The 26,659-nt window shown below is 44.0% G+C and carries 21 protein-coding genes; 18 read left to right on the top strand and 3 right to left on the bottom strand.

Going from position 1 to position 26,659, the window contains the following annotated elements; genetic code table 11:
- The first annotated feature begins 174 nt into the window (after positions 1–174).
- The 3 genes from SWP_RS24770 to ompW all read left to right on the top strand — a co-directional run bounded on the left by SWP_RS24770 (position 175) and on the right by ompW (position 1,661).
- On the top strand, positions 175–315 hold the full coding sequence (locus SWP_RS24770; RefSeq protein WP_020913447.1) for a nucleotidyltransferase family protein: 141 nt from the start codon (positions 175–177) through the stop codon (positions 313–315).
- Positions 290–724, top strand: a complete 435-nt coding sequence (locus SWP_RS15220; RefSeq protein WP_020913446.1) for a nucleotidyltransferase family protein — start codon at positions 290–292, stop codon at positions 722–724. The genes SWP_RS24770 and SWP_RS15220 overlap by 26 nt, the downstream gene beginning before the upstream one ends.
- 286 nt (positions 725–1,010) lie before the next feature.
- Complete coding sequence (gene ompW, locus SWP_RS15215) at positions 1,011–1,661, top strand: outer membrane protein OmpW (RefSeq protein ID WP_044555977.1); 651 nt, start codon at positions 1,011–1,013, stop codon at positions 1,659–1,661.
- Positions 1,662–1,750: 89 nt separating this feature from the next.
- Here the strand turns inward: ompW and SWP_RS15210 are convergent, their stop codons facing one another.
- Positions 1,751–2,518: an SDR family NAD(P)-dependent oxidoreductase gene (locus tag SWP_RS15210; protein WP_020913444.1), complete on the bottom strand. Its 768-nt coding sequence runs from the start codon at positions 2,516–2,518 to the stop codon at positions 1,751–1,753.
- Between the two features lie 216 nt (positions 2,519–2,734).
- On the opposite strand from SWP_RS15210, the gene SWP_RS15205 reads away from it, so the two are divergent.
- Together SWP_RS15205 and metA are read left to right on the top strand one after the other, a co-directional pair.
- On the top strand, positions 2,735–3,136 hold the full coding sequence (locus SWP_RS15205; protein ID WP_020913443.1) for a YbaY family lipoprotein: 402 nt from the start codon (positions 2,735–2,737) through the stop codon (positions 3,134–3,136).
- Positions 3,137–3,208: 72 nt separating this feature from the next.
- Positions 3,209–4,156, top strand: coding sequence for a homoserine O-acetyltransferase MetA (metA, locus tag SWP_RS15200; protein ID WP_020913442.1), 948 nt, complete (start codon positions 3,209–3,211; stop codon positions 4,154–4,156).
- A 471-nt stretch (positions 4,157–4,627) separates the two neighbouring features.
- On the opposite strand, the gene SWP_RS15195 is transcribed toward metA, so the two are convergent.
- Positions 4,628–7,675 carry a TonB-dependent receptor gene (locus SWP_RS15195; RefSeq protein ID WP_020913441.1) on the bottom strand — a complete coding sequence of 1,016 codons (3,048 nt, stop codon included), beginning with the start codon at positions 7,673–7,675 and terminating at the stop codon, positions 4,628–4,630.
- Between the two features lie 1,463 nt (positions 7,676–9,138).
- On the opposite strand from SWP_RS15195, the gene SWP_RS15190 reads away from it, so the two are divergent.
- From SWP_RS15190 to SWP_RS15150, 9 genes are all read left to right on the top strand, one after another.
- Positions 9,139–10,329 (top strand): acetyl-CoA C-acyltransferase, encoded by a 1,191-nt coding sequence (locus tag SWP_RS15190; RefSeq protein WP_020913437.1) that lies wholly within the window; start codon positions 9,139–9,141, stop codon positions 10,327–10,329.
- Positions 10,330–10,506: 177 nt separating this feature from the next.
- The gene (locus tag SWP_RS15185; protein WP_020913436.1) at positions 10,507–12,006 is read left to right on the top strand and encodes a CoA-acylating methylmalonate-semialdehyde dehydrogenase; all 1,500 of its coding nucleotides are present in this window, start codon (positions 10,507–10,509) and stop codon (positions 12,004–12,006) included.
- A 208-nt stretch (positions 12,007–12,214) separates the two neighbouring features.
- Complete coding sequence (locus tag SWP_RS15180; RefSeq protein ID WP_020913435.1) at positions 12,215–13,372, top strand: acyl-CoA dehydrogenase family protein; 1,158 nt, start codon at positions 12,215–12,217, stop codon at positions 13,370–13,372.
- A gap of 47 nt (positions 13,373–13,419) precedes the next feature.
- Positions 13,420–14,193, top strand: a complete 774-nt coding sequence (locus SWP_RS15175; protein ID WP_020913434.1) for an enoyl-CoA hydratase — start codon at positions 13,420–13,422, stop codon at positions 14,191–14,193.
- A complete protein-coding gene (locus SWP_RS15170) occupies positions 14,193–15,344 on the top strand; it encodes an enoyl-CoA hydratase/isomerase family protein (protein WP_020913433.1) in 1,152 nt (383 codons plus the stop codon). Before SWP_RS15175 ends, SWP_RS15170 begins: the two co-directional genes overlap by 1 nt.
- Before the next feature lie 55 nt (positions 15,345–15,399).
- The gene (gene mmsB / locus SWP_RS15165; protein ID WP_020913432.1) at positions 15,400–16,305 is read left to right on the top strand and encodes a 3-hydroxyisobutyrate dehydrogenase; all 906 of its coding nucleotides are present in this window, start codon (positions 15,400–15,402) and stop codon (positions 16,303–16,305) included.
- A 29-nt stretch (positions 16,306–16,334) separates the two neighbouring features.
- Positions 16,335–17,093 (top strand): SDR family oxidoreductase, encoded by a 759-nt coding sequence (locus tag SWP_RS15160; RefSeq protein ID WP_020913431.1) that lies wholly within the window; start codon positions 16,335–16,337, stop codon positions 17,091–17,093.
- A gap of 141 nt (positions 17,094–17,234) precedes the next feature.
- On the top strand, positions 17,235–17,468 hold the full coding sequence (locus SWP_RS15155; protein WP_020913430.1) for a hypothetical protein: 234 nt from the start codon (positions 17,235–17,237) through the stop codon (positions 17,466–17,468).
- 171 nt (positions 17,469–17,639) lie between these two features.
- On the top strand, positions 17,640–19,676 hold the full coding sequence (locus SWP_RS15150) for a S9 family peptidase (protein ID WP_020913429.1): 2,037 nt from the start codon (positions 17,640–17,642) through the stop codon (positions 19,674–19,676).
- Positions 19,677–19,692: 16 nt separating this feature from the next.
- On the opposite strand, the gene cueR is transcribed toward SWP_RS15150, so the two are convergent.
- Complete coding sequence (cueR, locus tag SWP_RS15145; protein ID WP_020913428.1) at positions 19,693–20,082, bottom strand: Cu(I)-responsive transcriptional regulator; 390 nt, start codon at positions 20,080–20,082, stop codon at positions 19,693–19,695.
- 110 nt (positions 20,083–20,192) lie between these two features.
- Here cueR and SWP_RS15140 point away from each other — a divergent pair, with 110 nt between their 5' ends.
- The 4 genes from SWP_RS15140 to SWP_RS15120 all read left to right on the top strand — a co-directional run bounded on the left by SWP_RS15140 (position 20,193) and on the right by SWP_RS15120 (position 26,318).
- A complete protein-coding gene (locus tag SWP_RS15140; protein ID WP_020913427.1) occupies positions 20,193–22,436 on the top strand; it encodes a heavy metal translocating P-type ATPase in 2,244 nt (747 codons plus the stop codon).
- A gap of 243 nt (positions 22,437–22,679) precedes the next feature.
- Positions 22,680–24,275 carry an ABC-F family ATPase gene (locus SWP_RS15135; RefSeq protein WP_020913426.1) on the top strand — a complete coding sequence of 532 codons (1,596 nt, stop codon included), beginning with the start codon at positions 22,680–22,682 and terminating at the stop codon, positions 24,273–24,275.
- 978 nt (positions 24,276–25,253) lie between these two features.
- Complete coding sequence (locus SWP_RS15125) at positions 25,254–25,703, top strand: DUF4265 domain-containing protein (protein WP_020913425.1); 450 nt, start codon at positions 25,254–25,256, stop codon at positions 25,701–25,703.
- A 114-nt stretch (positions 25,704–25,817) separates the two neighbouring features.
- The gene (locus tag SWP_RS15120; protein ID WP_020913424.1) at positions 25,818–26,318 is read left to right on the top strand and encodes a DUF4365 domain-containing protein; all 501 of its coding nucleotides are present in this window, start codon (positions 25,818–25,820) and stop codon (positions 26,316–26,318) included.
- Positions 26,319–26,659 lie beyond the last annotated feature (341 nt).

The following is a 26,659-nucleotide window of genomic DNA, read 5'->3' as shown; positions in this document are numbered from 1 at the left end:
GAAGCCGAAGGGCTGTGATTCTTGGCTATTTTGTTTGTGTTGTAGGTTATTTGTGGAGAGTAACCAAACTTCATAACCTCCGCCTTGTCAAAATAGCCAATAAACTGCAGCAAAAACAACCGTGAAAGATCAACAGCCCTAAACTGTTAGCCATCAACAGAGTTTTTAGTCGTTATGTTTGAGCCCCGTAAACAGATTATTAAATGGTTAGAGGAAGATAAGTATCGTTATCAAGCATTATTGATAGCAGAAAGTCTCAACCTTCCTCAATGGATGCTGGCAGCAGGCTTTGTGCGTAATTTGGTTATGGGATAAACTACACGCATTTAACTCTCGCCCCTTAAACGATATTGACCTTATCTACTTTGATGCAGATAACCTAAATCCTGACCAAGATAAGCTCTATCAAGATCAACTCAACACGATAGCCCCGCACTACCCATGGTCGGTAAAGAACCAAGCGAGAATGCATCTGAAAAATCGAGATAGGGCTTACCATTCTTGTCTTGATGCTATGAGTTATTGGCCTGAAAAAGAAACAGCCGTAGCAGCTACGCTTAATAGTGCAACTCAACCACAGATAGAGTTATATGCCCCTTTTGGTTGCGACAGGTTATTCGAACTTACAGTTTCCCATAACCCTATCAAATCAAAGCAACTTTTTGAGCAAAGAATGATGAGTAAGCAGTGGCTAACTCATTACCCCCAATTGATTGTGATATAAACCGTAAATACCTTCCAAATACATGTTGATTAAATGTGATTCAGCCGATGTGGGTTGACTGCTTAGTTTTTGATCTTGCGTGTTGTATGTCACCAAAATTAAAGCTGTAACTTCAATGTACCTTATGGAAATGTGATCGCGATCACTGCTTGGTATCTCTAAATGGGTATTTGGTTTTATCGTTGATCTAGATCAAATGAATGCGACTGGTATTCTGGCAGGCTACGCGCAAATGTAAGGATATTGATAACAAAAACAGCAGCTCATGTTGTATTGATGGAGTAATATGATGAACAAAAATATCGTTTCTGGTTTGATCGCCACCGCCCTACTCACTACCGGTTTTACCTCTTCTGCGCTAGCTCACCAAGCTGGTGATATTATAGTTCGTGCAGGTGTTGCAGCTGTGACACCGAATGAATCTAGTCCTGTTGTTGCTGACATTGCCGAATTCAGCGTCAGCAATAACACTCAGCTTGGCCTTAATTTTGGTTACATGCTTACTGATAATATTGGTATTGAGCTACTTGCTGCGACGCCATTTTCTCACGATATTTCATTAGGATCGCTGGGAAAGATTGCTGAAACTAAGCACCTACCACCAACCTTAGTGGCGCAGTACTACTTTGGTAATGCCAACTCTAAGTTGCGTCCATATGCAGGTATTGGTGTTAACTTTACCAACTTTTTTGATAATGAATTTACTCAAGATGCTAAGGATTTAGGGCTTTCAGAATTGAGCTTGTCAAACTCTTGGGGCGTTGCGGCACAAGTTGGCATAGACTACCAAATGAATGACAACTGGTTGATCAACGCCTCAGTCTGGTATGCACAGATTAGTACTGACGTTACCTTTAACTTAGGTGATGCTCCACAGAACGTGGAAACTGATATCGACCCATGGGTTTATATGGTGAGTGTGGGTTACACTTTTTAATCGTATTGATTAACTTGGAAATCCCTACCCATAAAAAAGGAGCCTAACGGCTCCTTTTTTAGTTTATCTCTGACAGGGCCAAAGATTGGTCAATCCTTTTTCGCCGCCTTCTCAGCTCGCTTCTGCGCTTTGGTTTTCCAGTGGCGAGTATTGTAAACAAACTCAGGCAGTAGCTTGGTCAGCCAGGCGACAAGGCGCCAGCGTTTAGTGACATACACTTTGCGCTTGCCAGCTTGCATTGCTTTGATGACTTGCCTAGCGACTTCAGCTGGTGGAGATAACCAAATACGACTTTGTTGCAGGGCAGCTTTATCAAGCAGTCCCAGTTGGATATCAGTTATGGTGATGGGCAGTTTCAATCTCTGGGCATGCATACTTAAACCTTCGAAATAGTTTTCTGCAAAGGCTTTTGACGCATGGTAAGCAACGTTAGGCCCACCCCTTAAACCAGCAATTGAATTAATCGCGGCTAATTGACCATAACCTTGATCGCGAAATAGTCTGAAGGCGGTATTGCATATCGCTGAAAAGCCTTGCACATTAACCGTGATTATATCTTGCTCTGGCTGCCAAGGCAGCTCAGGGTCATAACTGTTTAAACCTGTATTAACCAATACCAGATGAGCACCTCCAAGAGAGTGCCACACTGCATTGAGTGTCGAAATCACCGCTTGTGGGTCATCGATTTGCAATGGAAAAACCTCAGCCTTTGTTGGCAGAGATTGGCTAAACTCAATAAGAGATTGTGGATCTTGGGCTAATAAGGCGAGCTCTACGCCGTCATCAGCAAGCTGTTTTGCTATTTCACGGCTAAGTAATGAGCTAGCGCCGACAATTATTGCAGTTGCTTGTGTCATAAAGGTATTCGACTTCGAATCGGTAACTTATCATAGGAAGTTAAGTGTATTAGAACAAGATTAATTGTTTGTTGCTGTGACAAGGGTGCCGAGTTCTCTTCAGTGAAATGGTGCAATGGCAGCCTGTGGCAGTGATATACAGCGTGAAGTCATACAAATTTCAAGTGTGGACATATAGACTTCTAGAAGTCTTGATGTATTATTAGGAGCGTTAACATGAAAAACTGCTTTAAATTTTTATTATCTTTTATTGTAGCGGCGAGTTTTCTGTCTGGTTGTGCGACCTCTAATGCCATGGTCGAAATCCAAGGAGAGGTTTGGTACAAAGCGCGTATCGCCTTGCCTCCAGAAGCGGTTATATCAATTAAAGTACAGGACGTATCTTTGATGGATGCGCCAGCGGTTGTAATAGCAGAATTCGAACGCAGTGATGTCAGTACGCCAACACCGTTTCAGTTTTTGATCAACAGAGATCAATTTGAAGCTGGGCATACTTATACCGTCGGGGCTCGTATTACCCTTAATGACAAACTCATGTTTATCAACGAACAAGCTTACAGAATTGATTTAGACTCTTCAGAGCCAATATCAGTTTTATTGCAGAAAGTGGCACGGTAATAATCGACTCGATTACTACTTTTTATCGGCGCCTTTTCTGTTTGATTTTTCTAATTGAATAAGAGGCGCTGTATGCCCGTTAAAATCCCTGATAATTTGCCAGCTGCTGAGATCTTAGAGTCGGAAAACATCTTTGTAATGTCTGAAACGCGCGCTGCGAATCAGGATATACGTCCGATGAGGGTGTTGATCCTCAATCTGATGCCTAACAAGATTGAAACTGAAACGCAGCTATTACGTTTATTAGGCAATACGCCGCTGCAGGTCGATGTTGATCTGCTGCGAATTCACGATAAAGAGTCCAAGCACACTTCGATTGATCACATGAATAATTTTTACCGTGATTTTGAACAAGTGAGAAATAAAAACTATGACGGCCTTATTATCACCGGTGCACCGTTAGGACAGATTGAGTTTGAAGATGTTTCCTACTGGGATCATATTCGAGAGATCATAGATTGGTCGCAGCAACATGTCACCTCAGTACTATTTCTATGCTGGGCTGCTCATGCGGCGCTTTATCATTTATATGGTTTAAATCGCAGCTTGCTAACCAGCAAACGCTCTGGCGTCTTTGCTCACCAAAGAACCCGTGAACATTTTCCTTTATTGCGCGGCTTCGATGATGAGTTTTATGCGCCTCATTCTCGCTTTGCCGAGATGGATATTGAACAACTTAGATCGCACCCTGAGCTACAAGTATTGACTGAATCAGATGAAGCGGGTGCCTATATGGTACTTAGCCGAAGCAACCGCAACTTGTTCGTGATGGGGCATCCAGAGTATCAAAAGTCGACTTTAAAAGATGAGTATGAAAGAGACTTGTCGCAAGGCTTATCACCTGAAATACCACAAAACTATTTTGGCAATGATGACCCAACTCAACAGCCCATTGCCCGCTGGCACAGCCATGGCAGTTTGCTTGTTAGCAACTGGCTTAATTATTATGTTTACCAATTAACGCCATATAACCTTGATGATATGAGTGGCCGCACACCTTGGGAGTCTGCTGTGCTGTAAGCGCTAATACCAATCAGTATAAAGATTTGATCGCTCAGCGAGAGTTTAGCGACTTTGAGGTAAGGCAATGAATGAAGATCATAGTTATTCTACGTTCAAATTCATTAACGCAGCATCAAAGCCGCTAAAACTCGCCTTTAGGAGTGTTTTTGGCTTGCTACTTCTGCGTTGAACAAACTCATAAGGGAATAACCATTATGTCATTTATTCGCCTTGAATTAGCGTGCCAAAAACGCTCTGAGTAGATCAACTTGTTATACTGATTGGTATAAGGTTTAGCTGAAAAAGTCGCTACCCGATTGGGTCGCGGCTTTTTTGTGTTGGTTGATTAAGCGAAGAGGTGTTCCATAACTGAATGAAGCAGTATGTCTGCAATCACTACAAAAAAGCCCAATACAGCTATAGGTCTGTATTGGGCTTTGCCTTTTTAATCTAGACTTCTACATTAAGGGAAGAAAATGTATTAACCCATTAGAAATCGTAACGTACGCTCAGCTGAACATAACGTGGAGTTTGAAATGCTGTTGGTGAACGGTAATTAAGGTTCAGTTCACTAACACCTTCATCATCGGGTGCCAGTTCAGCAACATCGTTATAAGATGTAGGGGTATCGAAATCAAATACGTTGTAGACAGATGCTTTAAATTTCAGTTGGCCGTAATCATCCATATCAACATAATAAGCCGCACTTAAATCTAGGTTATACACCCAGTCTGAATGACCATGGCTACCACGAGGAGAGTCCTCGCCTTGGAAGTAAAACTCTTCACCATTACGTTCGTCGCAGTCAGTTACATCAAGCTCTGGTGCACAAGAACCGGCATCAATAGGGTGGTATCCAAGCTTGTTGATTGGACGGCCTGCTTGCGCATAAGCATTAAAACCTAAGCTCAGTGAATCAGTGACGTCATAGCTGCCGTAAAGCTTGAATTTATGCGGCATATCATTAGAGGTATAACCATAGGCATTATCTTCAAGTTCCGGGTAATCAAAGGCTGAAGCCCAACCAGGATCGGCCTGCACATCCGTGCCACTGACTAAACCTTCTGTCGAGCCCTTAGATTCAGAATAAACATAAGAGAAATTGATTCTAGAATCTTCATTAGGATTGCCCTCAAGAGTTAACTCAATAGCTTTATATGTGCGCTCAGCTTTCGGTAAACCTAGATCACCTAAATTAACATACTCACTGCTACCAACAGAACCGTCGCCGTCCATATCGTAGGCAAGTTTGGCGTCTTGGCCTGGATTGAGCACTAGTGCTAAGTTATTTGAATCAACATCTAGTCCTTGCTCTCTAAGCTTATCAGCTTCTACGGGGTTAGCCGCTGCCCACTGCTTAATAGCGTAAGACATATTAGTGTCTTCAAGGCTAGAGAGTAACTTGTTGTACTTAAATTGAATACCAACCATCCAGTCTTCGTTTATTGTGTGCTGAGCACCGATCGAGTATTCATCACTGTACATTGGATCAACACCAGCACTAACAAAAGTCGATGCGGGTTGGGCTATGGTTCCGTCGCCATAGTCACTAAACCTGAAATCTTCGCCAGTGATAGGAGTATTGGTGGTTTCATCAAATCCAATGAGTTTTGCATAATGGCGCTGGTTTACTTCAGGTACCGTCATACGCACGCTAGTATTTGGTGAGATAGGCATAAAGTAACGGCCATAGTTGGCAAATAGCTTAGTGTGCCCTTCACCAAACAGATCGTAATTAATACTGATGCGTGGTGCCCATTGATCTGTCATATCGACATATTTTTCACCTTCACCCGTATAGGCGTCAAAATTACTGTTTCTCACCCCTAGGCTAACAGTGACTTCGTCAGTAACTGACCATATATCTTCGATATAAACTGCGCGGTAATTTTGTTCTGTACTGCCTGATTTTCTAAACTCTTTAGACCAAGCCCACTCAACACCAAGTTGTAGTTCAGGGTAACGATTAACATCACTTTGGTCTGCATCGTAAAGGTAATAATACATCCCATTCGGGCCTGAATAATTGTAAACATCATCGGTAGTGATATTTTCATCGCTATAGCCAAAACTAATGGCATGATCGCCTACAATCCATTCGGCGTCGATTCGATACTGAGTGCGTTCGTCTTGCGTGTTTGTTGTACCTGTGCGTGTGACCCAGTCACCCAAATTTTCTCGTCTGTTGTAGCGGCGGTCATAAACTGCGCTTAAATCGTTTCGTGGATTGACATTCGATTCATCTTGCTCTGTAACACCGTACTGAGCGGTAATAGTGAGATCGTCAGTGATAAGCCCTGTATAACTCGCTGACCACATAGAACCACCTGATTTGTACACCGAAGCATCGCTCCAATCGCCATCTCGGTATGACTGATCGCCACCTGCAGGATTATAGTTATAATCTGCATTGCGTTTTTCCTGCTCTGTTTCATTACTAAAAGCGGTTACAAGAAAACTGTGGTTTTCAGTTAAGTACCAATCGACACTGGCAAACCAATAATTGTAGTCCTTTTCTTTTTTGGTGATGGTTGAGGTATTGGCGTAGCGAGTTTCTTTACGCTTCGGGTTAAGTAGTGCGTAGAAGAATAATTTATCTTCGATGATAGGCCCACTGGCCCAGACATTATAGTTTTGGGTGGTGATTGAGTCTTCCCCATTAAATGTACTGAGGTAAAGATCATGCTCACTTTGGGCGTTTAAATCATTGTCATAGCGCCAAATATCAGGGGCTTGACTAGCAAGGTCGCCAGGGGTGTAGATGGCCGATGCGCCAAACTCAAACTCATTGGTGCCGGTTTTTGAGGTGACGTTAGTCACTCCACCGATAAATTGCCCATATTGAGCAGGAACACCGCCAGTAATCACACTGGTTTGCGCGATAGCTTCCCATGGAAAGGCGACATTACCAAGGCCTTTGCGAATATCGGTGATATTCATGCCATTCATAAAATAGCCATTCTCAGCAACGGACGAGCCATTGAAGGAGGCCAAGCGGCCATAAGTACCAGCTCCAGCCGCAACAGAACTTGTCGGCGATAATAGCGCAACTGATGTTAAGTCTTGCGCAACAGGTAAAGAATCTAACTCTTCAGCTGAGAGGTGGATCGCATCTTGACTGTTCGCCATGTCAATTCTTTGGATTGATGCACCGACAATTTGAATACGTTCCACATCACTCTCAGGCAATAATTCAACATTGAAAGTGAGACTACTCCCTGCAGTGACTGTCACAGCGGTATCGGTTACAGAATCATAACCCGCCTTAGAAAAGGTAGCGGTATATTTTCCTCGCGGTAATCCCTTTAGGTTAAAGCGGCCGTTTTCATCAGATGTAACGGTTCGAGTGATCCCTTTAGCATTGTGCTTCAGTTTAATCGTTACATTTGCAAGTGAAGTGCCAGATTCCAGTGCGACCTGGCCTACAACTGCACCATTGACTTTATCGGCGGCATAGACCGGATTGATACATAATATCGCGGCTAAAGCACTTGCGACTAGCGATTGCTTAAAAATGCTTCCATTGTGATTATTCAAAATTCAGTTCCTTTATTTATTATATCCAAAGCATGATGATTTTTTATGCTTTAAACTTACTTTGGTGCGGCGACCTTAACAATGAGGATAGGGCGTTTTCAATATATAGAATATCAACCTGAAAATAATTCAAGCTGCTATAAGTGGTTGGGTTTGATTAGTTTTTTTGTTCGTTTTATCATTTAGCTTAAACTTTGATGAGTTAAAAGCGAAAAACTAATAACGTTTTCAAACTCAATTGTTTCAGTATTTGAACTGGCAAAAACAATAAGGTATATCAGCAATTACTGTCTCTTGCTGTATAACCTCTCCAATCATTTGTTGTGAATTAATATTCACTCTGAGTCGTTTTTTGATTTAATTTTGTCTGTGTTCAGTATTTTTGAGGGCTTGTATTAACTGATGGCTTGTGCAGCTAGCATAAAAGTTGTTGATTGTCGGTTAACTGTTTGGCTTGTAGCAGTAAGCTCTGCTATTAGATTTAGACTTAAAAGTAATCACCGGATTTGATAACCATCTCTTTAATGCTATATCGTCAAATCACCGTATCCTGAGGTGTTTTGTTGCTGATATTAGCTGATGTTAGCTGACGCTTGCTGAGCTGTGCTGCGGTTTGCTGATGATTTTCCTAAAAAGCTCGATGCTACAAGAATGCATAGAGTTTGCTTGTGGGAAGTGTAAAAAACATCAGTTTTTTAGCAGCAAAAAATGCACCTTGCAGTTCTGTTTAGTGGCTTTATGAAGTGGATAAAAATGTCGCTTTATTTTGCTATCATCGATTTTAAAAAACGGGGCAACTCAGTCGTGATTTTTGAGAGAAAGTGAACCGATGGCATTTTTTATCGCAAAGTACTTGTTGGGGATTTTCTTAGGCTATTCAGCTACCGATTAGCAAGCTTTTACAATGAAGGGGCAAAGCAGATCACCGTACTACTTGAAGATGCTCGTTTCAGAGACATTGAGCCAGTTCAATTCTAGGGGCATTAATGAAAAATGGTTATTCCCTTTTAAGTTAGTGCTACAACGAAGTGGGCTGGAATAAAGTCTTCTGCAATGGGCTGTTCTTAATATAAGAGCAAGGACTCTACTCTGTGGTTTTTACTAGGGGAACGACCATTAATGGCAATCAATGCCTTAATTAAAGCCCATTAAACTGCTACTGAATCCTGTATCTTTTAGAACGGCTATATAGCCCTGTAAATGCAAAGTGACATTATCAGCTAATACTTTGGTAGATGTTTGACCAGCTAACACTTGCTTTACGTTCGCGTAAACGTCACAGTGTGGAAATGTTGAGCGAGATCACATTTGGCGAAAAATGGATGTGACATCAATGGTTAGCAAATGATGTGAAATCAAATTGATTTTAAGTCGTTGTTAATACGTGTTTTTAAGTTGATGTTTACACAGTGTTGAGCACTGTTCTTGCAAAGAATAAGTCCTAAAGTATTACTGGAGTATGTATGAGTTCAGATCTGTCAAACCAAGATATTGTAATAGTTGCAGCTAAACGCACACCTATGGGTGGATTCCAAGGGGCGCTTGCAACAGTCGCTTCTCCAAAATTGGCGGCAACTGCGATTAAAGGTCTGATGCAGCACAGTGGCTTAGCGGGTGAGCAGGTTGACGAAGTACTAATGGGCTGTGTACTGCCAGCAGGTCTTGGTCAAGCGCCTGCACGTCAAGCGACTCTTGGCGCTGAGTTACCGCTATCGGTTGGTGCAACCACAGTGAACAAAGTTTGTGGTTCTGGTATGAAAACCGTGATGCTTGCGCATGATTTAATTAAAGCGGGCAGCGCCAACGTGGTGATTGCTGGCGGGATGGAAAACATGAGCCAAGCGCCTTATCTGCTAGATAAAGCCCGCGGCGGTATGCGCATGGGTCATGGTAAAGTGTTAGACCATATGTTCCTTGATGGACTAGAAGATGCTTACACCGGCGGTGCAATGGGCACCTTTGCCCAAAACACAGCTGATGATTTTAATTTAACACGTGAGCAAATGGATGGCTTTGCGCTCAGTTCGCTAGAAAAAGCTAACAATGCTATCGCAGCTGGCGCGTTCAATGCTGAAATTACGCCTGTAACAGTTGCAAATCGCCGCGGCGATGTTGTGGTTGATACCGATGAACAGCCAGGTAACGCCCGACCAGATAAAATCCCAACACTACGAGCAGCATTTGCCAAAGATGGCACCATTACAGCTGCTAACTCTAGCTCTATTTCAGATGGTGCTGCAGCGTTAATGCTAATGACCCGCGCACAGGCGAGCGAGCTTAAATTAGAAGTGATGGCTACTATCAAAGGTCACACTACCCACGCTCAAGAACCTTCAATGTTCACTACTGCGCCAGTTGGTGCGATGAATAAACTGTTAGATAAAGTCAGTTGGAGCAAAGATGAGGTTGATCTGTTTGAGATCAACGAAGCCTTTGCCATGGTGACCATGTTGGCCGTTTCAGAGCTTGGACTCGACATAAATAAAGTCAACGTTAATGGCGGCGCCTGTGCACTTGGCCATCCGATTGGCTGCTCTGGCGCACGCTTGCTCGTTACCCTTATCCATGCGCTAAAAGCACGCGGCCTGTCTAAAGGCGTGGCGTCACTGTGTATTGGCGGCGGCGAAGCTACAGCAATGGCAATTGAGCTTTAAGTGCTATTGCGAAGTACAGATTGAATATTAGTAATCAACAAGACTCGATTTAACTAACAGCCTGCAAGCTAGCTTTGTACTCCAGCGCTAGCTTGTAAAACAAAATAATAAAGGCGGTAGTTAAATCATCATTTTGCTCATCACTACCTCAAATAGATGATGAAAATAGGAAGCGATATGACCACTCAAGTTAAGCACTACATCGATGGCGAATGGATTCTAGGTAATGGCGAGCAGCAGATCGCCGTAACCAACCCAGCTAATAACGAAACAATAGCCGTTGTAAATGCAGCACTTCCCAGTGAAGTTGAAACGGCGATAGCCAGTGCAAAAGCAGCATTTAGTAGCTGGAAAGAGGTACCAGTATCAGAGCGTGCTCGCGTGATGCTTAGGTACCAACATTTGCTAAAAGAACACCACGACGAGATTGCAACCATCCTCGCACAAGAGACGGGTAAAACCTTCGATGATGCAAAAGGTGATGTTTGGCGTGGTATCGAAGTTGCCGAACATGCATGTAACATCGCTTCTATGATGATGGGCGAAACCGTTGAAAACGTTGCCCGTTCAATTGACACCTATAGCTACACCCAACCTCTAGGCGTTTGTGCTGGTATCACTCCATTTAACTTCCCAGCGATGATCCCGTTATGGATGTTCCCGTTGGCGATTGCTTGTGGTAACACCTTTATTCTTAAGCCATCTGAGCAAGATCCTATGACGCCGCAACGACTCATAGAGCTGTTTGAACAAGCGGGCGCACCAAAAGGTGTGGTACAGCTAATTCACGGTGATAAGACTGCAGTTGATATTGTTCTGCGTCATCCAGATATCAAAGCTATCTCATTTGTGGGGTCGGTGAATGTTGGTCAGTACATCTATAAAACGGGCACTGATAACCTTAAGCGCGTACAAGCATTTGCCGGTGCAAAAAACCACTGCGTGATTATGCCTGATGCTAACAAACAGCAAGTGATTAATAACTTAGTAGGCGCTTCAGTGGGGGCGGCAGGTCAACGCTGTATGGCACTTTCGGTTGCGGTCTTTGTTGGCGCAGCGAAAGAGTGGATCCCAGAACTTAAAGAAGCGATCGCTAAGGTTAAGCCTGGTCTTTGGAATGACAAAGATGCTGCTTACGGTCCTGTCATTAGTCCGGCAGCTAAGCAGCGTGTAGTCGGTCTAATCGCCCAAGGTATCGAAGAGGGCGCAGACTGTTTACTTGATGGCACAAACTTCACCGTTGAAGGTCATGAGTCTGGTAACTGGGTAGGTCCTACCATGTTCGATAAAGTCACCACAGATATGAGCATCTACAAAGAGGAGATTTTTGGACCAGTACTTTGTTGCATGAATGCTGAAACGCTGGAAGATGCGATTGCGATAGTCAACGACAGCCCATACGGCAACGGTACTTCAATCTTTACCGCCAGTGGTGCTGCAGCGCGTAAATATCAACATGAAATTGAAGTTGGCCAAGTGGGGATTAATGTCCCAATTCCAGTGCCGCTACCTTTTTTCTCATTCACTGGTTGGAAGGGCAGTTTCTACGGCGATCAACATGCTTACGGTAAGCAAGCTGTGCGTTTTTACACTGAAACTAAGACAATTACTGCACGCTGGTTTGAATCAGACATCGCCGTGGCATCAGCGCCAAACATGACCATTGATCTTAAGTAGAACCCAAAGTTAATTGCCACCTCAATGAGGTGGCAATGTTCGTTTAGAGCGCCGCTTTACAGCCTAGCAAACGAACCCTTTAATAATGAATAGAGGTCAGCAGCGGGTGACATACACATCTGCTAGCTAAAGACCCTTAGCCTAATATTGCAGCAGCAATCATAAAGGCAATAGACAGTATTGTAGTAAGTACAACAGGAGTATTCAGATGGATTTCAATCTTAATGAAGACCAGCGCCAGTTTGCAGATCTTGCACAGCAGTTTTCTACCGAAGAGTTAGCCCCTTTTGCAGCCAAGTGGGATGAAGAGCATCACTTTCCTAAAGATGTCATTCAAAAAGCGGGTGAGCTAGGATTCTGCTCACTATATTCGCCAGAATCAGAAGGTGGTATGGGCTTATCACGGCTTGATTCATCGATTATTTTTGAGCAGCTAGCGATGGGCTGTACAGCCACTACCGCAATGCTAACCATTCACAATATGGCCACTTGGATGGTCACTAGCTTTGGCTCGCAAACATTACGTGACGAATGGTCTGAGCAACTCACCACGGGTGAAAAACTGGCGTCGTACTGCTTAACGGAGCCGGGCGCAGGTAGCGACGCGGCATCACTGCAAACCAAAGCGGTACGTGATGGTGATGATTACCTGATCTCAGGCTCTAAAGTGTTTATCTCGGGTGCTGGCGCAACCGAAATGTTGGTGGTGATGTGCCGTACCGGTGAAGCTGGTCCTAAAGGGATCTCTGCAATTGCTATTGCTGCAGACGCAGATGGCGTGAGCTATGGCAAAGCGGAAGATAAGATGGGCTGGAACGCACAGCCAACTCGCCAAATCACCTTTGACAATGTACGCGTACCAGCAAGCAATCTTCTGGGTGAAGAGGGGCAAGGTTTTACCTTCGCAATGAAGGGACTTGATGGTGGTCGAATCAATATTGCCACTTGTTCAATTGGTACTGCACAAGCAGCACTAGAGCGTGCAACTGGATACATGAATGAGCGTAAACAGTTCGGTAAACCTTTAGCAGCCTTTCAAGCGTTGCAGTTTAAATTAGCCGATATGGCAACAGAACTGGTTGCAGCAAGACAACTGGTACGTTTAGCCGCCTTCAAACTGGATCAACAAGATCCAGAAGCGACGGCATATTGCGCCATGGCCAAACGTTTCGCGACTGATATTGGTTTCCAAGTGTGTGACGCAGCGCTGCAGATCCACGGTGGTTACGGTTATATTCGAGAATACCCATTAGAGCGCCATGTACGTGACGTTCGAGTGCATCAGATCCTAGAAGGAACAAACGAAATTATGCGTTTGATTATTTCTCGTCGTTTACTAGATGAAAATGCCGGCGCTATTTTGTAAGCGTTAGATTTTTCATTGTCGAATAAAAATATTTAAAAGGAGTTTCCATGTCACTGTTATTAGAAAAAATTGTCGGCCATACCGCGGTTATTAGCATGAATAACCCGCCGGCAAACACATGGACAGCGCAGAGCTTACAAGAGCTTAAAGCAAAAGTACTCAAACTTAATGGCAACAAAGAAGTGTATGCGCTAGTGATTACAGGTGAAGGCGAAAAGTTTTTCTCTGCTGGCGCCGATCTTAAGTTATTTGCCGATGGTGATAAAAATAACGCTGCAGATATGGCGCGTTACTTTGGTGAAGCGTTCGAGACATTGAGCGCATTTCGTGGGGTATCGATAGCTGCTATTAATGGTTATGCCATGGGCGGAGGTTTAGAAGTCGCACTGGCCTGTGATCTGCGTATTTGTGAAGAACAAGCACAGATGGCATTGCCTGAAGCGACCGTTGGTTTACTTCCTTGTGCGGGCGGTACACAAAACTTAACTGCACTGGTTGGTGAAGGTTGGACTAAACGTATGATCCTCTGCGGTGAGCGAATTAAAGCTACCAAAGCAGAAGCAATAGGGCTCGTTGAAGAGGTCGTGGCCACTGGTGATAGCTTTAACGCGGCCATGCGCTTAGCGGAAAAAGTGGCTAATCAAAGCCCGAGCAGCGTTGCTGCATGTAAACGATTAGTGCAAGCGGGCCGCACAATGCCACGCGCTGAGGCATTGCCTCTAGAGCGCAGTGAGTTTGCTGATCTGTTTGATACGCAAGATCAAACCGAAGGTGTTAGCGCATTTTTAAATAAGCGCAAAGCAGTTTGGAAGAACGGCTAATGACGACAAATTCTAATACGCAGAGTAACAGTGTGGTGTTCCAAACCTTGGGGACATTGTCTGGTAAACAGATCGGTGTCGCCACCCTAAATATTGAGAAAGCACTAAATGCTCTGAATATAGAGATGGTGCAGTCGTTAACTCAACAGTTAACGACTTGGCGCGATGACAATAGCATTGCGGCAGTGGTATTAGATGGTGCTGGAGAAAAAGCTTTTTGTGCTGGCGGTGATGTGAGAGCTATATATCACGCTGCCGTGGCGACGCCTGGTGTTGTGACCGCGCAAGCGACCGATTTCTTTAGTCAAGAGTATCAACTGGACTACCTATTACATACTTTTGCTAAGCCCATTGTTGTATGGGGCGATGGTATCGTCATGGGCGGTGGGCTTGGTTTGATGGCGGGCGCCAGTCATCGCGTTGTCACTGAGCACTCGCGTATCGCTATGCCTGAAGTCACTATTGGCTTGTATCCAGATGTAGGTGGCAGTTATTTCTTAAACCGTATGCCCGGTAAATCAGGGCTGTTTTTGGGGATGACCGCATACAACATGAATGGCGCTGATGCCCATTATGTTGGCATTGGTAACCACTACCTGAATCGTGACGATAAAGAGCTGTTATATGACGCGATGGCAACCATTGATTGGTCAGATGACAAAGCGTTAAACCATGAGATGTTGCATGCGCTTATCGACGACATGCAAGCAGACTGTAAAACACCATTAGCAGAGAGTCAGCTGCGAGTTAATCAAACACAGATCGACGAGTTAATGAGCGGCGATCTGCCAGCCATCGTTGAACGCGTAAGCTCACTTGATAGCGAGATTAAAGAGGCCCAACCATGGTTAGCCAAAGCTTGCAAAGTGATGCTTGCTGGTAGTCCAATCAGTTTGGCATTAGTACACAAACAAGCTCAGCTAGGCACTGATATGACTTTGGCTGAAGTGTTTAAGTTTGAGTTAGGCTTAAGTGTGAATTGCTGCGCCAAAGCAGATTTTGCTGAAGGCGTTCGCGCACTGCTTATCGATAAAGATAGAAATCCAAATTGGCTCTATAAAGACGTTGCCTCAGTACCCAATGAGCTGTTGGTGTCATTGATGCAGTCACCTTGGGATGAAAATGATCATCCACTAAGGCTACAAAGCTAAATTATTAGTACAAAGGAAAGATGACCGCACTTGTAAAAGTGCCCAGGAGCAAAAGATGAGTACTGTTGCATTTATTGGTTTAGGAAACATGGGCGGCCCAATGGCCGTTAATCTAATTAAAGCGGGCTTTACTGTTAGAGTGTTTGACTTGGTTCCTGCGGCGATGCAAGCGTTAGCCGAGCAAGGCGCACTCACTGCAACCAGTGCATGTGGCGCTGCAGCTGGTAGCGATATCGTGGTGACTATGTTACCTGCAGGCAAACACGTGCGTAGCCTTTATGTTGGCGATGCTGATAACAAGGGGCTTATCGATGTGGTGGGTAAGGGAACCTTACTGATTGATTGCTCGACTATCGATGCTGACAGCGCTCGTTTTGTGGCAAACCATGCTGCTGATAAAGGCCTCGAATTTATTGATGCACCAGTCTCTGGCGGTACAGCAGGCGCTGCTGCTGGCACACTGACCTTTATTTGTGGCGGAACAGATAATGCCTTTGAGCAGGCACAAGGTGTACTAACCGCAATGGGGGCGAATATCTTCCATGCAGGTGGTCCAGGCGCAGGACAAGTGGCCAAGATCTGTAATAACATGCTGTTGTCGGTATTAATGGTGGCGACATCTGAATCTTTGCAGATGGGGGTTGATCATGGACTCGACCCAAAAGTGCTTTCTGACATCATGAAGGTCAGTAGTGGTGGTAATTGGACGCTAGATAAATATAATCCTTGCCCAGGGGTAATGGAATCGGTACCGTCATCCAACGATTATCAAGGTGGCTTTATGGTTGACTTGATGGTGAAAGATTTAGGATTAAGCCAAGAAGCGGCATTGCTATCTAATTCAAGTACGCCAATGGGAGCCTTAGCGCGCAGCCTTTATGTGAATCATGCACGTAAAGGCAACGGCAAACGAGATTTTTCGAGTATTTTTGAGCAGTTTGCTCCTAGCTCATCAGAGTAATCAACAAGTAAAAAATAAAGGGTAATTCAATGGATTTAAAAGATAAGGTAGTTGTTATCACTGGCGGTGCTGGTGGACTCGGTTACGCAATGGCGGAAAATTTAGCCGCTGCAGGCGCTAAGCTAGCACTTATCGATGTTGACCAAGAGAAGCTGGAAAAGGCTTGTGCCAACCTTGGAGCAACCACAGAAGTTCAAGGTTATGCACTAGACATTACCGACGAAGAAGATGTTTTTTCTGGCTTTCAGTTTATTAAAGAAGATTTTGGTCAAGTTAATGTACTGATCAACAACGCGGGTATTTTGCGTGATGGCTTAATGCTAAAAGCCAAAGAGGGGCAAGTGATTGATCGCATGTCTTTCGACCAGTTTCAGTCAGTGATTAATGTGAATCTTACAGGCACATTCCTATGTGGCCGTGAAGCGGCAGCCGCGATGATCGAAACTGGGCAGGAGGGAGTTATTATTAACATCTCTAGTCTGGCTAAAGCGGGTAACATGGGGCAGTCAAACTACTCAGCCTCTAAAGCTGGCGTGGCGGCGATGAGTGTCGGTTGGGCGAAAGAGCTTGCGCGTTATAATATCCGTAGTGCAGCAGTCGCTCCTGGGGTGATTGAAACAGAAATGACTGCGGCAATGAAGCCTGAAGCATTAGAGCGACTAGAAAAAATGGTGCCGGTTGGTCGTTTAGGTCAAGCCGAAGAGATTGCATCAACAATACGCTTTATCATTGAAAACGACTATGTAAATGGTCGTGTATTTGAAATTGATGGCGGTATTCGTTTGTAATATCAGTTTTAACAACATTAACGGGCTTAGGCCCGTTTTTTTATGGCTATAGTACCGGCTGAACGGATGCTATTTGAACTTTAGCAAAGGTTTGCGCCATAATATCACTATATGTTGCGATTAAAGGAGTGTGGGGTTTAGATGGAGTGGTTAGAGAAAACGACCAAATGGATGATGCTTATTGTCGGCACTTGTGGCCTGCTGGTGATCTATTTCGGCTTTTTTTATTTAATGTTTAATGGACGAAGCACCGCCGTTATCCCTTGGTATATTTTAATCTCTCCGTGGATATGTATCTACTTTGGTCTCAAACAACGCACCCAAATTGAAGTTATACGCTGGTTTATGAGCAAGTTCAGCCGCAAACAACCTTAAGCTAAAGGTATGCGATTATTTCTTATATTGGATACCAAGTAACAGATCTCTTTGGATTAAATGCATTTAATTGCCGTTTTATTAATGCAGTTGATATAATCGTTATATTAGTTTTATCATCACTATAAGATTGAAAGTAACTTCATCACTCATATGATTTCTAGGCGGCCAATGAGATTTACATTTGCATCTATATTAACTGCTACCTTGTTATTGATCGTTACCGCTTGTGACGTTTCGCCTAAAAAGGACCCAAAAGTCACTCCTGCTGAAGCGCTGCCCGATGGCGTTCAGGTGGCTGATTATGGTAGCTGGAAATCCCCAGTTGATGCGGAGCATGTATACGACCTCTCAGACAGTATTGGTGAGCTGCAAGTTACCACTGGTAGTATCTATTTCACCATACGTGATGAAAGTAATGAAGGGCGACGTGGCGTCCAACGCATAGAAGAAAATGGCACTGTTACTGAAGCCATCCCATCGAATTTTGATATAGGCAGCCGGGTACACGAATATGGCGGTGCTCCTTTCGTTGCCATTGGCAATAGTTTGTTTGCCACTAAATACTCCGACCAGCTGTTATACCGCATTGCGCCCAATCAAACACCGTTTGCATTAACGCCCCCAGGAACACGCCATGCTGACTGCATATCAAACCCTAGAGCTTCCCGCTTAATATGCGTTCGTGAAGACCATCGAGAGGCTGGAAAAGTAACAAATCAGCTGGTGGGCATTAATTTAAGTTATGCCGATGAAGGCGAGGTGCTGGCTACAGGCGCCGATTTTTACTCAACACCAGTACTTTCCCCTGATCAAACCCAATTAGCATGGGTGACATGGCAGCACCCGAATATGCCTTGGGACAACACCCAGTTATGGCTTGGTGAAATTGATAACAAAGGCGCCGTTATTAATGTTAAACAGGTGGCGACGGAACAGTCTGGTTCGATTATTCAACCACTTTTTAGCCCTAGTGGACAGCTGTACTTTATTGCTGATTATAGTAACTGGTGGAATATTTACCGTTTAAATGAGCTGGGGCAAGCTGAAATTGTACTGGCACAGGAAGGGGAGTTTGCCGTTGCTAATTGGCATTTAGGTAATCACAACTATGCATTCGAAAGTGAACAGACGATAGTCGCAAGTTACAATCATGAGGGGCAAGCAGGCTTGGTTCGAATTGATACTGAAAGTGGTGTCACAGAACCTATCGCGGTTGATTTTGCTGATATCGCTTATGTCACCAAAAGTGATAATGGAGTGATTTTTGTTGGTTCTAAAGAGACGCCGGAAAAAGGGATTTATAAAGTGCATGGCCGCGCTGCACAGCTGATGTATGCGCCCAAATTGGCGGTCATGGACCCCAACTTCATCTCAAGAGCTGAAAGTGTTAGCTTTAAAACGGGTGATAGTGACACCGCTTACGGATACTTCTACAAACCAGAGAACCCCAACTTTCAAGCGCCAGTAGGGCAAGAACCACCACTGGTGATGTTTTTGCACCGTGGCCCAACTGCGCAAGCAAGTCGAGTCTTTAGGCGAGATATTCAATATTGGACCAGCCGCGGCTTCGCCGTTTTTGATCTGAACTATCGTGGCAGTACAGGTTTTGGTAGGGATTACCGCAATAGTTTATATGGTAAGTGGGGTCGTTCGGATGTAGAAGATGCTGTTCGCGCCGCAGGCTTCTTAGTTAATCGAGGTGATGTAGACGGTCGTAAATTGGCGATTAGAGGTTCCCGAGCGGGTGGCTTTACAGCACTGTCAGCGGTTGCTTATTACAGTACTTTTGGTGCGGCGGTGAGTTACTCAGGCATTAGTGACGTTCAGTCATTTAGACGACATTCCAATAAGTTTGAAAGTAACTATTTAGAAAGACTGATTGGAACAATCGATAACTATAAACTTCGTTCGGCAATGAATAATTTATCTGGGATCAATGAGCCATTGTTGCTTATTCAAGGGGTGAATGATTCATTGATCCCCGCTGAACAAACATTGCAGCTTTATAAAGCGGTTAAACAAAAAGGAACGCCTGTCGCCTACTTAGAGTTCAATGACGACGCAGCCAATCGCGTCTCTCCTGAAAGTAAAAAACGGGCACTTGAATCTGAGTTATCTTTCTACGGTCAGGTGTTTGGTTTTAAGCCTGCTGGGAAAACACCAACGCTTATCATTGAGAATATCGGTAACTTAAAACGCAGATAATATCCTGGCTAGATCATTAAGGGGTTGGACTAAGCCCCTTTAGAATGGCACAGTTAGGTTGTTTCCCGCCTTTGCAATCGTGAATTAAATGCTGTAATTGTTTTTTCAAATTGCTCAAGTGAGCAATCCTTTGCTCGACGTCATCGAGGTGGTGCTGAGCTAGTGCTTTCACATCTGCAGCATTGCGCTGGCTATCTTGCTGTAGATCTAGCAGCGCCTTACAATCTTCTAAGGTAAAGCCCAATGCGCGGCAGTGCTGTATGAAGCTCAGCGCATCAACGTGACTCTGGGTATACTCTCGGTAGCCATTGTCATTCTTCCCTCCTATCACCAGACCAATATCATGGTAATAACGTATGCTTTTTACTGACAAATTAGTCAGTTTTGCCACTGTACCAATTTTCATTTTTGCTCCGACTAAAAATAATTTGAATTGATGTTTGACTCTCCCCTTATGGGAGACATTACTCTTGATGCATCAAAGATACAAATATTAAACAGACGTGGAGCGGGATTATGAAAACGATAAACCTATACGTGCCCAGTATGAGCTGCGCAAGCTGTGTCTCAAAAATAGAGTCAGCATTTGCACAAGCAAACAAACAAACCGAGATTGGCACTGACATTAGCGCTAGGGTCAATCTTGCAGATAAGCAGGTGCAAGTCTTTGGTGAGATCACCATTGATACTGCGATAGGGCTAATTGAAGACGTCGGCTATCAAGCTGAATTACTAAAAGATCCCCGCAAAGGCGCACAGCAAAAACAGGCTGACGAAGCTAAAGAGTATAAAACTCGTTTATTTCAAGCTGCTGTCGGGCTTGGATTAGGGGTACCGTTAATGCTGTGGGGACTGCTTGGTGGTGAGATGATGGTCAATAACTCGACTCAGCAATTAAGTTGGGGGATTGTTGGTCTGGTGACCTTGGTCGTTATGTTAACCACAGGGCGTCATTTTTACCAAGGCATGTGGAGAGCAATAAAAGCGCGCAGTGCGAACATGGACACTTTAATTGCCTTAGGCACTAGTGCCGCATGGATATATTCAATGTTAGTGGTGGCCACGCCGCAATGGTTTCCAGCAGACACTCGCCATGTCTATTTTGAGGCTAGCGTGATGATTTTGGGCTTAATTAATCTCGGTCACGCTCTTGAGCTTAGAGCACGAGGGAAAACCAGCGAAGCTGTGCAGCGACTATTAGGATTGCAAGTAAACACCGCAATTCGGATAACTGATGCTGGTGATGAAGAGGTCGAGATAAACCAACTGAATCTGGGAGATAAATTACGCTTAAGACCCGGTGACAGGGTTGCACTCGACGGCGAGATAGTGAGCGGACACACCCTGATCAATGAATCGATGTTAACAGGTGAGCCAGTGCCTGTTCACAAAGCTGAGGGTGACAGTGTTAATGCAGGTACTATTAACGGTAATGGTTGCCTAATTTACCGCGTCACAGCGGGTGAAAAAGATACCAAACTTGCCAAAATTATTGAACTGGTGCAGCAAGCGCAAACCTCTAAAATGCCAATTGGCCGCTTAACCGACAAAATATCAGCCTACTTTGTGCCAGCGGTTATCTTAATTGCGCTGTTTAGCGCCGTTATTTGGTATCTTACAGGTCCAGAACCTGCTTTATCACATGCGTTAGTAGTACTAACAAGTGTGCTTATCATTGCCTGTCCCTGTGCACTCGGGTTGGCAACGCCTATGTCAATTATGGCCTCAGTGGGCCGCGCTGCGCAGCTCGGGGTTCTAGTAAGAAATGGTGAAGCGCTGCAAACCGCAAGCCAAATCACCACTGTAGTGCTAGACAAAACAGGTACTATTACCCAAGGCTCGCCAGAAGTTACTGAATTTATTGTGTTACAGCCTAAATATGATGAGCAAAACCTTCTCAGTGATATTGCCGCTTTAGAACAGCACTCTGAGCATCCACTTGCCAGTGCGATTGTAGCAAAGGCTAAGCAGGCGAGTATGACTCTGATAGAGCCCGAACAATTCACTAACCTGCAGGGGCGTGGCATCACTGGCACGGTAAACAGTGCCGAGTATGCTATTGGCAACCAGAGCTTAATGCAGCATATAGGTATCGATGATGTTTCTGCCTATCAACAACAGATTGGTCGACTTGCCCATCAAGGTAAGACCCCTGTATTTGTCGCAAAAAACCAGCGGCTAATCGCAATGATTGCAATAAGCGACCCAATCAAAGAGGATGCAATTGAGGCAATAAGCGCGATGAAAAACAGTGGCCTTAAGGTGGTGTTATTAACCGGCGATAATCAACAAACAGCAAACGCGGTGGCTGATATTGTCGGAATTACCACAGTGTTTGCCAATGTGTTACCTGAACAAAAGCAACAGAAGGTATTAGAGCTACAGCAAAATGGTGAAGTGGTGGCTATGGTTGGTGACGGTATTAATGATGCCCCAGCGTTGATGAGCGCCGATATTGGTCTTGCCATGGGGAGTGGCACTGAAATCGCCATCGAAAGTGCAGACTTTACCTTACTGTCTGCAAGATTGATGGTGGTGGCTGAAACATTGCTGTTAGCAAAGGCCAGCATGCGCAATATCAAACAAAACTTATTTGGCGCCTTTATCTATAACAGTTTAGGGATCCCACTTGCTGCGGGAGTGTTGTTCCCATTTACAGGCATGTTACTCAGTCCCGTGGTGGCGGGCGCTGCAATGGCACTGTCATCATTAACAGTGGTCACCAACGCAAATAGATTACGTAAAGAGAAACTGATGTAATGGATTAGCATTGCGGATCTGTCCTACTAAATTTTATTAGCGTTCTCATCATATCGAGACGATCGCAGTTGATAATTTAGGCTAGAATGCTATAGTATCGCGCTTAATTTTATAGGCTGCACGCGGACTTGCGTGAGCCTTCGACCAGTAAATTGATATAGAGCTAAGCACTCTACTCGGTTTACTGGTTTTTGTTTTTACTATGATCTCTTTAAGTCATATAACCAAAAGCGGAATGTCACTTTGATTACTACAGCTAACATCACCATGCAGTTTGGCTCTAAGCCACTGTTTGAAAACATCTCAATTAAGTTTGGCGGCGGCAACCGTTACGGTTTAATCGGCGCCAACGGTTGTGGTAAATCAACCTTTATGAAGATCCTTGCCGGTGATCTAGAGCCTACATCAGGTAACGTTTCATTAGATGTTAATGAGCGTTTAGGTAAGTTGAGCCAGAACCAGTTTGGTTACGAAGAGTTCAACGTAGTTGATACTGTGATCATGGGACACGCCGAGCTTTGGGAAGTGAAGAAAGAGCGAGATCGTATCTACTCTCTGCCTGAAATGACTGAAGAAGACGGTATTAAAGTTGCCGATCTTGAGATGGAATTTGCAGAGATGGACGGTTACACCGCTGAATCTCGCGCTGGCGAACTGCTAATGGGCGTGGGGATTGGTGTTGACCAGCACTTCGGCCTAATGAGCGAAATTGCACCAGGCTTTAAGTTACGAGTACTTTTGGCACAAGCACTATTCTCAGATCCAGATGTACTGCTACTTGACGAACCAACCAACAACTTGGACATCGACACCATTCGTTGGTTGCAAGAGATGCTGAACCAGCGTAACAGCACCATGATTATCATCTCGCACGATAGATATTTCTTGAACTCTGTATGTACTCATATGGCTGACTTGGATTACGGTGATATCCGCGTATTCCCAGGTAACTACGATGAGTACATGATGGCTGCACAACAGTCACGTGAGCGTTTGATGTCTGACAACGCTAAGAAGAAAGCACAGATTGCTGAACTTCAAGGCTTCGTGGCGCGTTTCTCTGCTAACGCATCTAAAGCAAAGCAAGCGACATCTCGTGCTAAGCTAATCGACAAAATTAAGCTTGATGAAGTTAAAGCTTCTAGTCGAGTAAACCCGTTTATTCGTTTTGAACAAGAGAAGAAATTGTTCCGTAATGCTTTGATTGTTGAAGATCTAGCAAAAGGCTTTGATGAGCAGTTATTTAAAGATCTTAATATCATTGCCGAAGTGGGTGAGCGTATCGCCATTTTGGGTGACAACGGTGTGGGTAAAACCACCTTGTTACGTACTTTAGTACACGATATCCCACAAGATAGCGGTACTATTCAGTGGTCTGAAAACTCATCGATTGGTTACTACGCTCAGGATCATGAGTCAGATTTCGAAAACGACATGACCTTGTTTGAGTGGATGAGCCAGTGGCGCAAGCCAGAAGATGATGACCAATCTGTACGTGGTTACTTAGGCCGTATGCTATTTGGCTCTGACGATATTAAGAAGTCAGTCAAAGTGCTTTCAGGTGGTGAAAAGGGTCGCATGCTATTTGGTAAGCTTATTATGCAAAAGCCAAACATCTTGCTACTTGATGAGCCAACCAACCATATGGATATGGAATCAATTGAGTCGCTCAACAACGCACTTGAGATGTATGAAGGTACATTGCTGTTTGTCAGCCATGACCGTGCATTCGTATCATCACTGGCCAACCGTATTATTGAGATCACACCAAATGGTGTAAATGATTTCAAAGGAACATATGATGAGTTCCTAGTGAGCAAAGGTGTTGTTGAAGGTTAATCCTTTAAACATTACTTTTGATTAAAAGCCCGATGATATCGGGCTTTTTTTATGGGTTTTGTTTAGGGCAAAGCGCTTGTCTCCCATTTGAATATCTGCAACATTTCTTGGCAGCAATATCCATTGAGTGTCCTTTAGAGGACAGTTTTTAAAACAAAAATATTTATAATCAGTTTGTGTAAATAGGCGAGGGGCTTGACTCATTTTGCGCCAAAGTTAGTTGGTCTTTAAATGAAGACTGATTACATTTTTGAGTTGTGTTACTAAGCTGCAGATTCTTGATTGTGGCTGCATCATTGTCAATCGCCTGCAGCGGGACTGGACAGGATGTCCGAATGTCGTGAACACATGGTCGATGATGCTCCCGACATCATTATGACATTTCCCATATCCCTATGGGTCAAATATGAATGAAAGACCGCATGTGCAGACACTGCCGTGACACGCAGCAAGTCCATCCTTGGAAGCTCGGCCATGACGTCCATGTCATGGACGGTCACGGCCGTATCTGCACTTGGATCATTGGTGATTTAATTTGTACTGTAGTAGTAAAGCTTTTAGCACAGAAATGTCCCCAAATTGGTTAGCTTAAGATTAAACGTGGATGACGTATTCTCATGCAGGTTGATTTAATGATGTGTATTTATACAGGTATAACTAAAAGTGAGTAAAAACACTCATTATGGCGCAAATAAAGATGCCAAAAAGGGTCCTGCTAGGCATCGATAATTTTTTAACATTTCACAAAACCGATAAAAATCAGCCTTATGGAAAATGCAAAAAACCGATACAGGGGTCCATTGAACACCCTAGGCTCTCTTTCTCCGCTGCCAGCAAGCCAATTTTCATAGCCCGAATTTAGAAATTATCTATTTACAGCAATGTCTTAGCAGTGATAGTTTGTTAACAAATTACCGAGTTGCTAAGAACGTTATCGAGCGACTAATGAATAAGCTGTTAGGCTTCTAGGTGTTAACTGTGAGCGAATTAGTAAAAATTAGAATTGAGTTGCCGCCTGAGAATATTCTCAATGCATCTTCCGAAACACTTTGGGCTAAACCACTTGGGAAGGGGCTGTTTAAACTCCAAAATTCACCATTTGGAGCTTATGGCTATAGCTTTGAAGATGTTGTAATTGCCGATGATAATGAAGTGCCTACGGTGTTGGGTGTTCATGAAAATTCAGGGCACTCTACCTATCGTATATTGCTAAAGGATGGAATACTAAACACAGATGAGTTTTCCCAAGCTTGGGGGGAATTAGAAAGTATAGGCTGTACCTATGAAGGCTCTCAGTCAAAATTATTAGCTATTGATGTTCCTGCCGATACAGATATTTTCCACGCTTATAAACTACTTGAGGCAGGTGAAGAAGCTGAACTTTGGGAATTCGAAGAAGCTAAATGTGCTCATAATATCGAAGCCTAACAAGTCAATTCAGCAGGACAAAAAACAGTTGGTTTTGCTCCTGCGTCACTAATTTTAACCAACTATTTTTTTTGCCTCTGATTGAGGCGTTAGGTGAATCAGGAGGTGTAGTGTATGCAACGACCGATAATAATTGAAAATAATATGCTAGAAGCTGATTCTGAACAGCATTTTAGGTCTGTGATGCCAAGAGGTTGGACTGCTGATAAGCCGAATCCAGATATTGGTGTAGACTTGGTAGTTGGTATAATTGAAGGCAATCGTGCGTCTTCAAGAGAGTTGGTTGTTCAGTTAAAAGCATCACAAGAATCAAATGTCACTTCTGACGGGGAAAATGAGCGGGTAACATTAGATGTATCAACATATAACTATTTATGGGATCTTTTACCTGTAGCACTACTTGTGAAGTATGTAGCTTCAGAGCAGGTTTCCTACTGGCAGCTTTTAAGTCAAGTGCCTGAACCCAACCAAGAAAACTTAACCATGACGGTTAAAATTCCGCGTTCACAGGTTCTAAATGCTGAGAGCTGGCAAGTAATTAGACGCTACGTTGAAGCTGTTCACTTAAGAAAACTAGGTGCTAGAGAAAGAGTTGATTTAGCACAATTCACCTAACAAGAATTTCAAGCGGGACTGCTAACAGTTTGCTAGGTTTCGCTTCGCTACACAATTTAGCAAACTATTATCAGCCCCTTAAATGGGCTACATGGACTCCCCTTTGTCAAGCAATAGTAATCACACAACAACAGTGGATCTGACAGCAGCTCTACATTCGGCGTTTGATTAGCTTGCTGCCTAAACAGCTTTTGGCTATCGCCCTGATGATTTGCGCTTGAGCAAAGATCTCATTCGTTAAACAGTATTACTTTCTCTTTCAAGAAAGATGTACTTCCCAACTAACCAGATTCTATCGCTCTCGGTCTGACCGTGTTATCGTCAATTGCTAATGCGTCGAC

Origin of the sequence: Shewanella piezotolerans WP3, assembly GCF_000014885.1 — a bacterium.
GTDB classification, from domain to species: Bacteria; Pseudomonadota; Gammaproteobacteria; order Enterobacterales; family Shewanellaceae; genus Shewanella; species Shewanella piezotolerans.
The sequence above is the reverse complement of the archived record's forward strand: the minus strand, read 5'-3'. Positions and strand labels throughout refer to the sequence as shown.

Excerpts from the sequence above, each read along its gene's own strand:
- SWP_RS15180 (WP_020913435.1), top strand. The coding sequence starts at position 12,215 with ATGGATTTCAATCTTAATGAAGACCAGCGCCAGTTTGCAGATCTTGCA.
- SWP_RS15190 (WP_020913437.1), top strand. The coding sequence starts at position 9,139 with ATGAGTTCAGATCTGTCAAACCAAGATATTGTAATAGTTGCAGCTAAA.
- SWP_RS24770 (WP_020913447.1), top strand. The coding sequence starts at position 175 with ATGTTTGAGCCCCGTAAACAGATTATTAAATGGTTAGAGGAAGATAAG.
- SWP_RS15150 (WP_020913429.1), top strand. The coding sequence starts at position 17,640 with ATGAGATTTACATTTGCATCTATATTAACTGCTACCTTGTTATTGATC.
- mmsB (WP_020913432.1), top strand. The coding sequence starts at position 15,400 with ATGAGTACTGTTGCATTTATTGGTTTAGGAAACATGGGCGGCCCAATG.
- metA (WP_020913442.1), top strand. The coding sequence starts at position 3,209 with ATGCCCGTTAAAATCCCTGATAATTTGCCAGCTGCTGAGATCTTAGAG.
- SWP_RS15155 (WP_020913430.1), top strand. The coding sequence starts at position 17,235 with ATGGAGTGGTTAGAGAAAACGACCAAATGGATGATGCTTATTGTCGGC.
- SWP_RS15185 (WP_020913436.1), top strand. The coding sequence starts at position 10,507 with ATGACCACTCAAGTTAAGCACTACATCGATGGCGAATGGATTCTAGGT.
- SWP_RS15175 (WP_020913434.1), top strand. The coding sequence starts at position 13,420 with ATGTCACTGTTATTAGAAAAAATTGTCGGCCATACCGCGGTTATTAGC.
- SWP_RS15210 (WP_020913444.1), bottom strand. The coding sequence starts at position 2,518 with ATGACACAAGCAACTGCAATAATTGTCGGCGCTAGCTCATTACTTAGC.
- SWP_RS15160 (WP_020913431.1), top strand. The coding sequence starts at position 16,335 with ATGGATTTAAAAGATAAGGTAGTTGTTATCACTGGCGGTGCTGGTGGA.
- SWP_RS15205 (WP_020913443.1), top strand. The coding sequence starts at position 2,735 with ATGAAAAACTGCTTTAAATTTTTATTATCTTTTATTGTAGCGGCGAGT.
- SWP_RS15170 (WP_020913433.1), top strand. The coding sequence starts at position 14,193 with ATGACGACAAATTCTAATACGCAGAGTAACAGTGTGGTGTTCCAAACC.
- SWP_RS15120 (WP_020913424.1), top strand. The coding sequence starts at position 25,818 with ATGCAACGACCGATAATAATTGAAAATAATATGCTAGAAGCTGATTCT.
- cueR (WP_020913428.1), bottom strand. The coding sequence starts at position 20,082 with ATGAAAATTGGTACAGTGGCAAAACTGACTAATTTGTCAGTAAAAAGC.
- ompW (WP_044555977.1), top strand. The coding sequence starts at position 1,011 with ATGATGAACAAAAATATCGTTTCTGGTTTGATCGCCACCGCCCTACTC.
- SWP_RS15140 (WP_020913427.1), top strand. The coding sequence starts at position 20,193 with ATGAAAACGATAAACCTATACGTGCCCAGTATGAGCTGCGCAAGCTGT.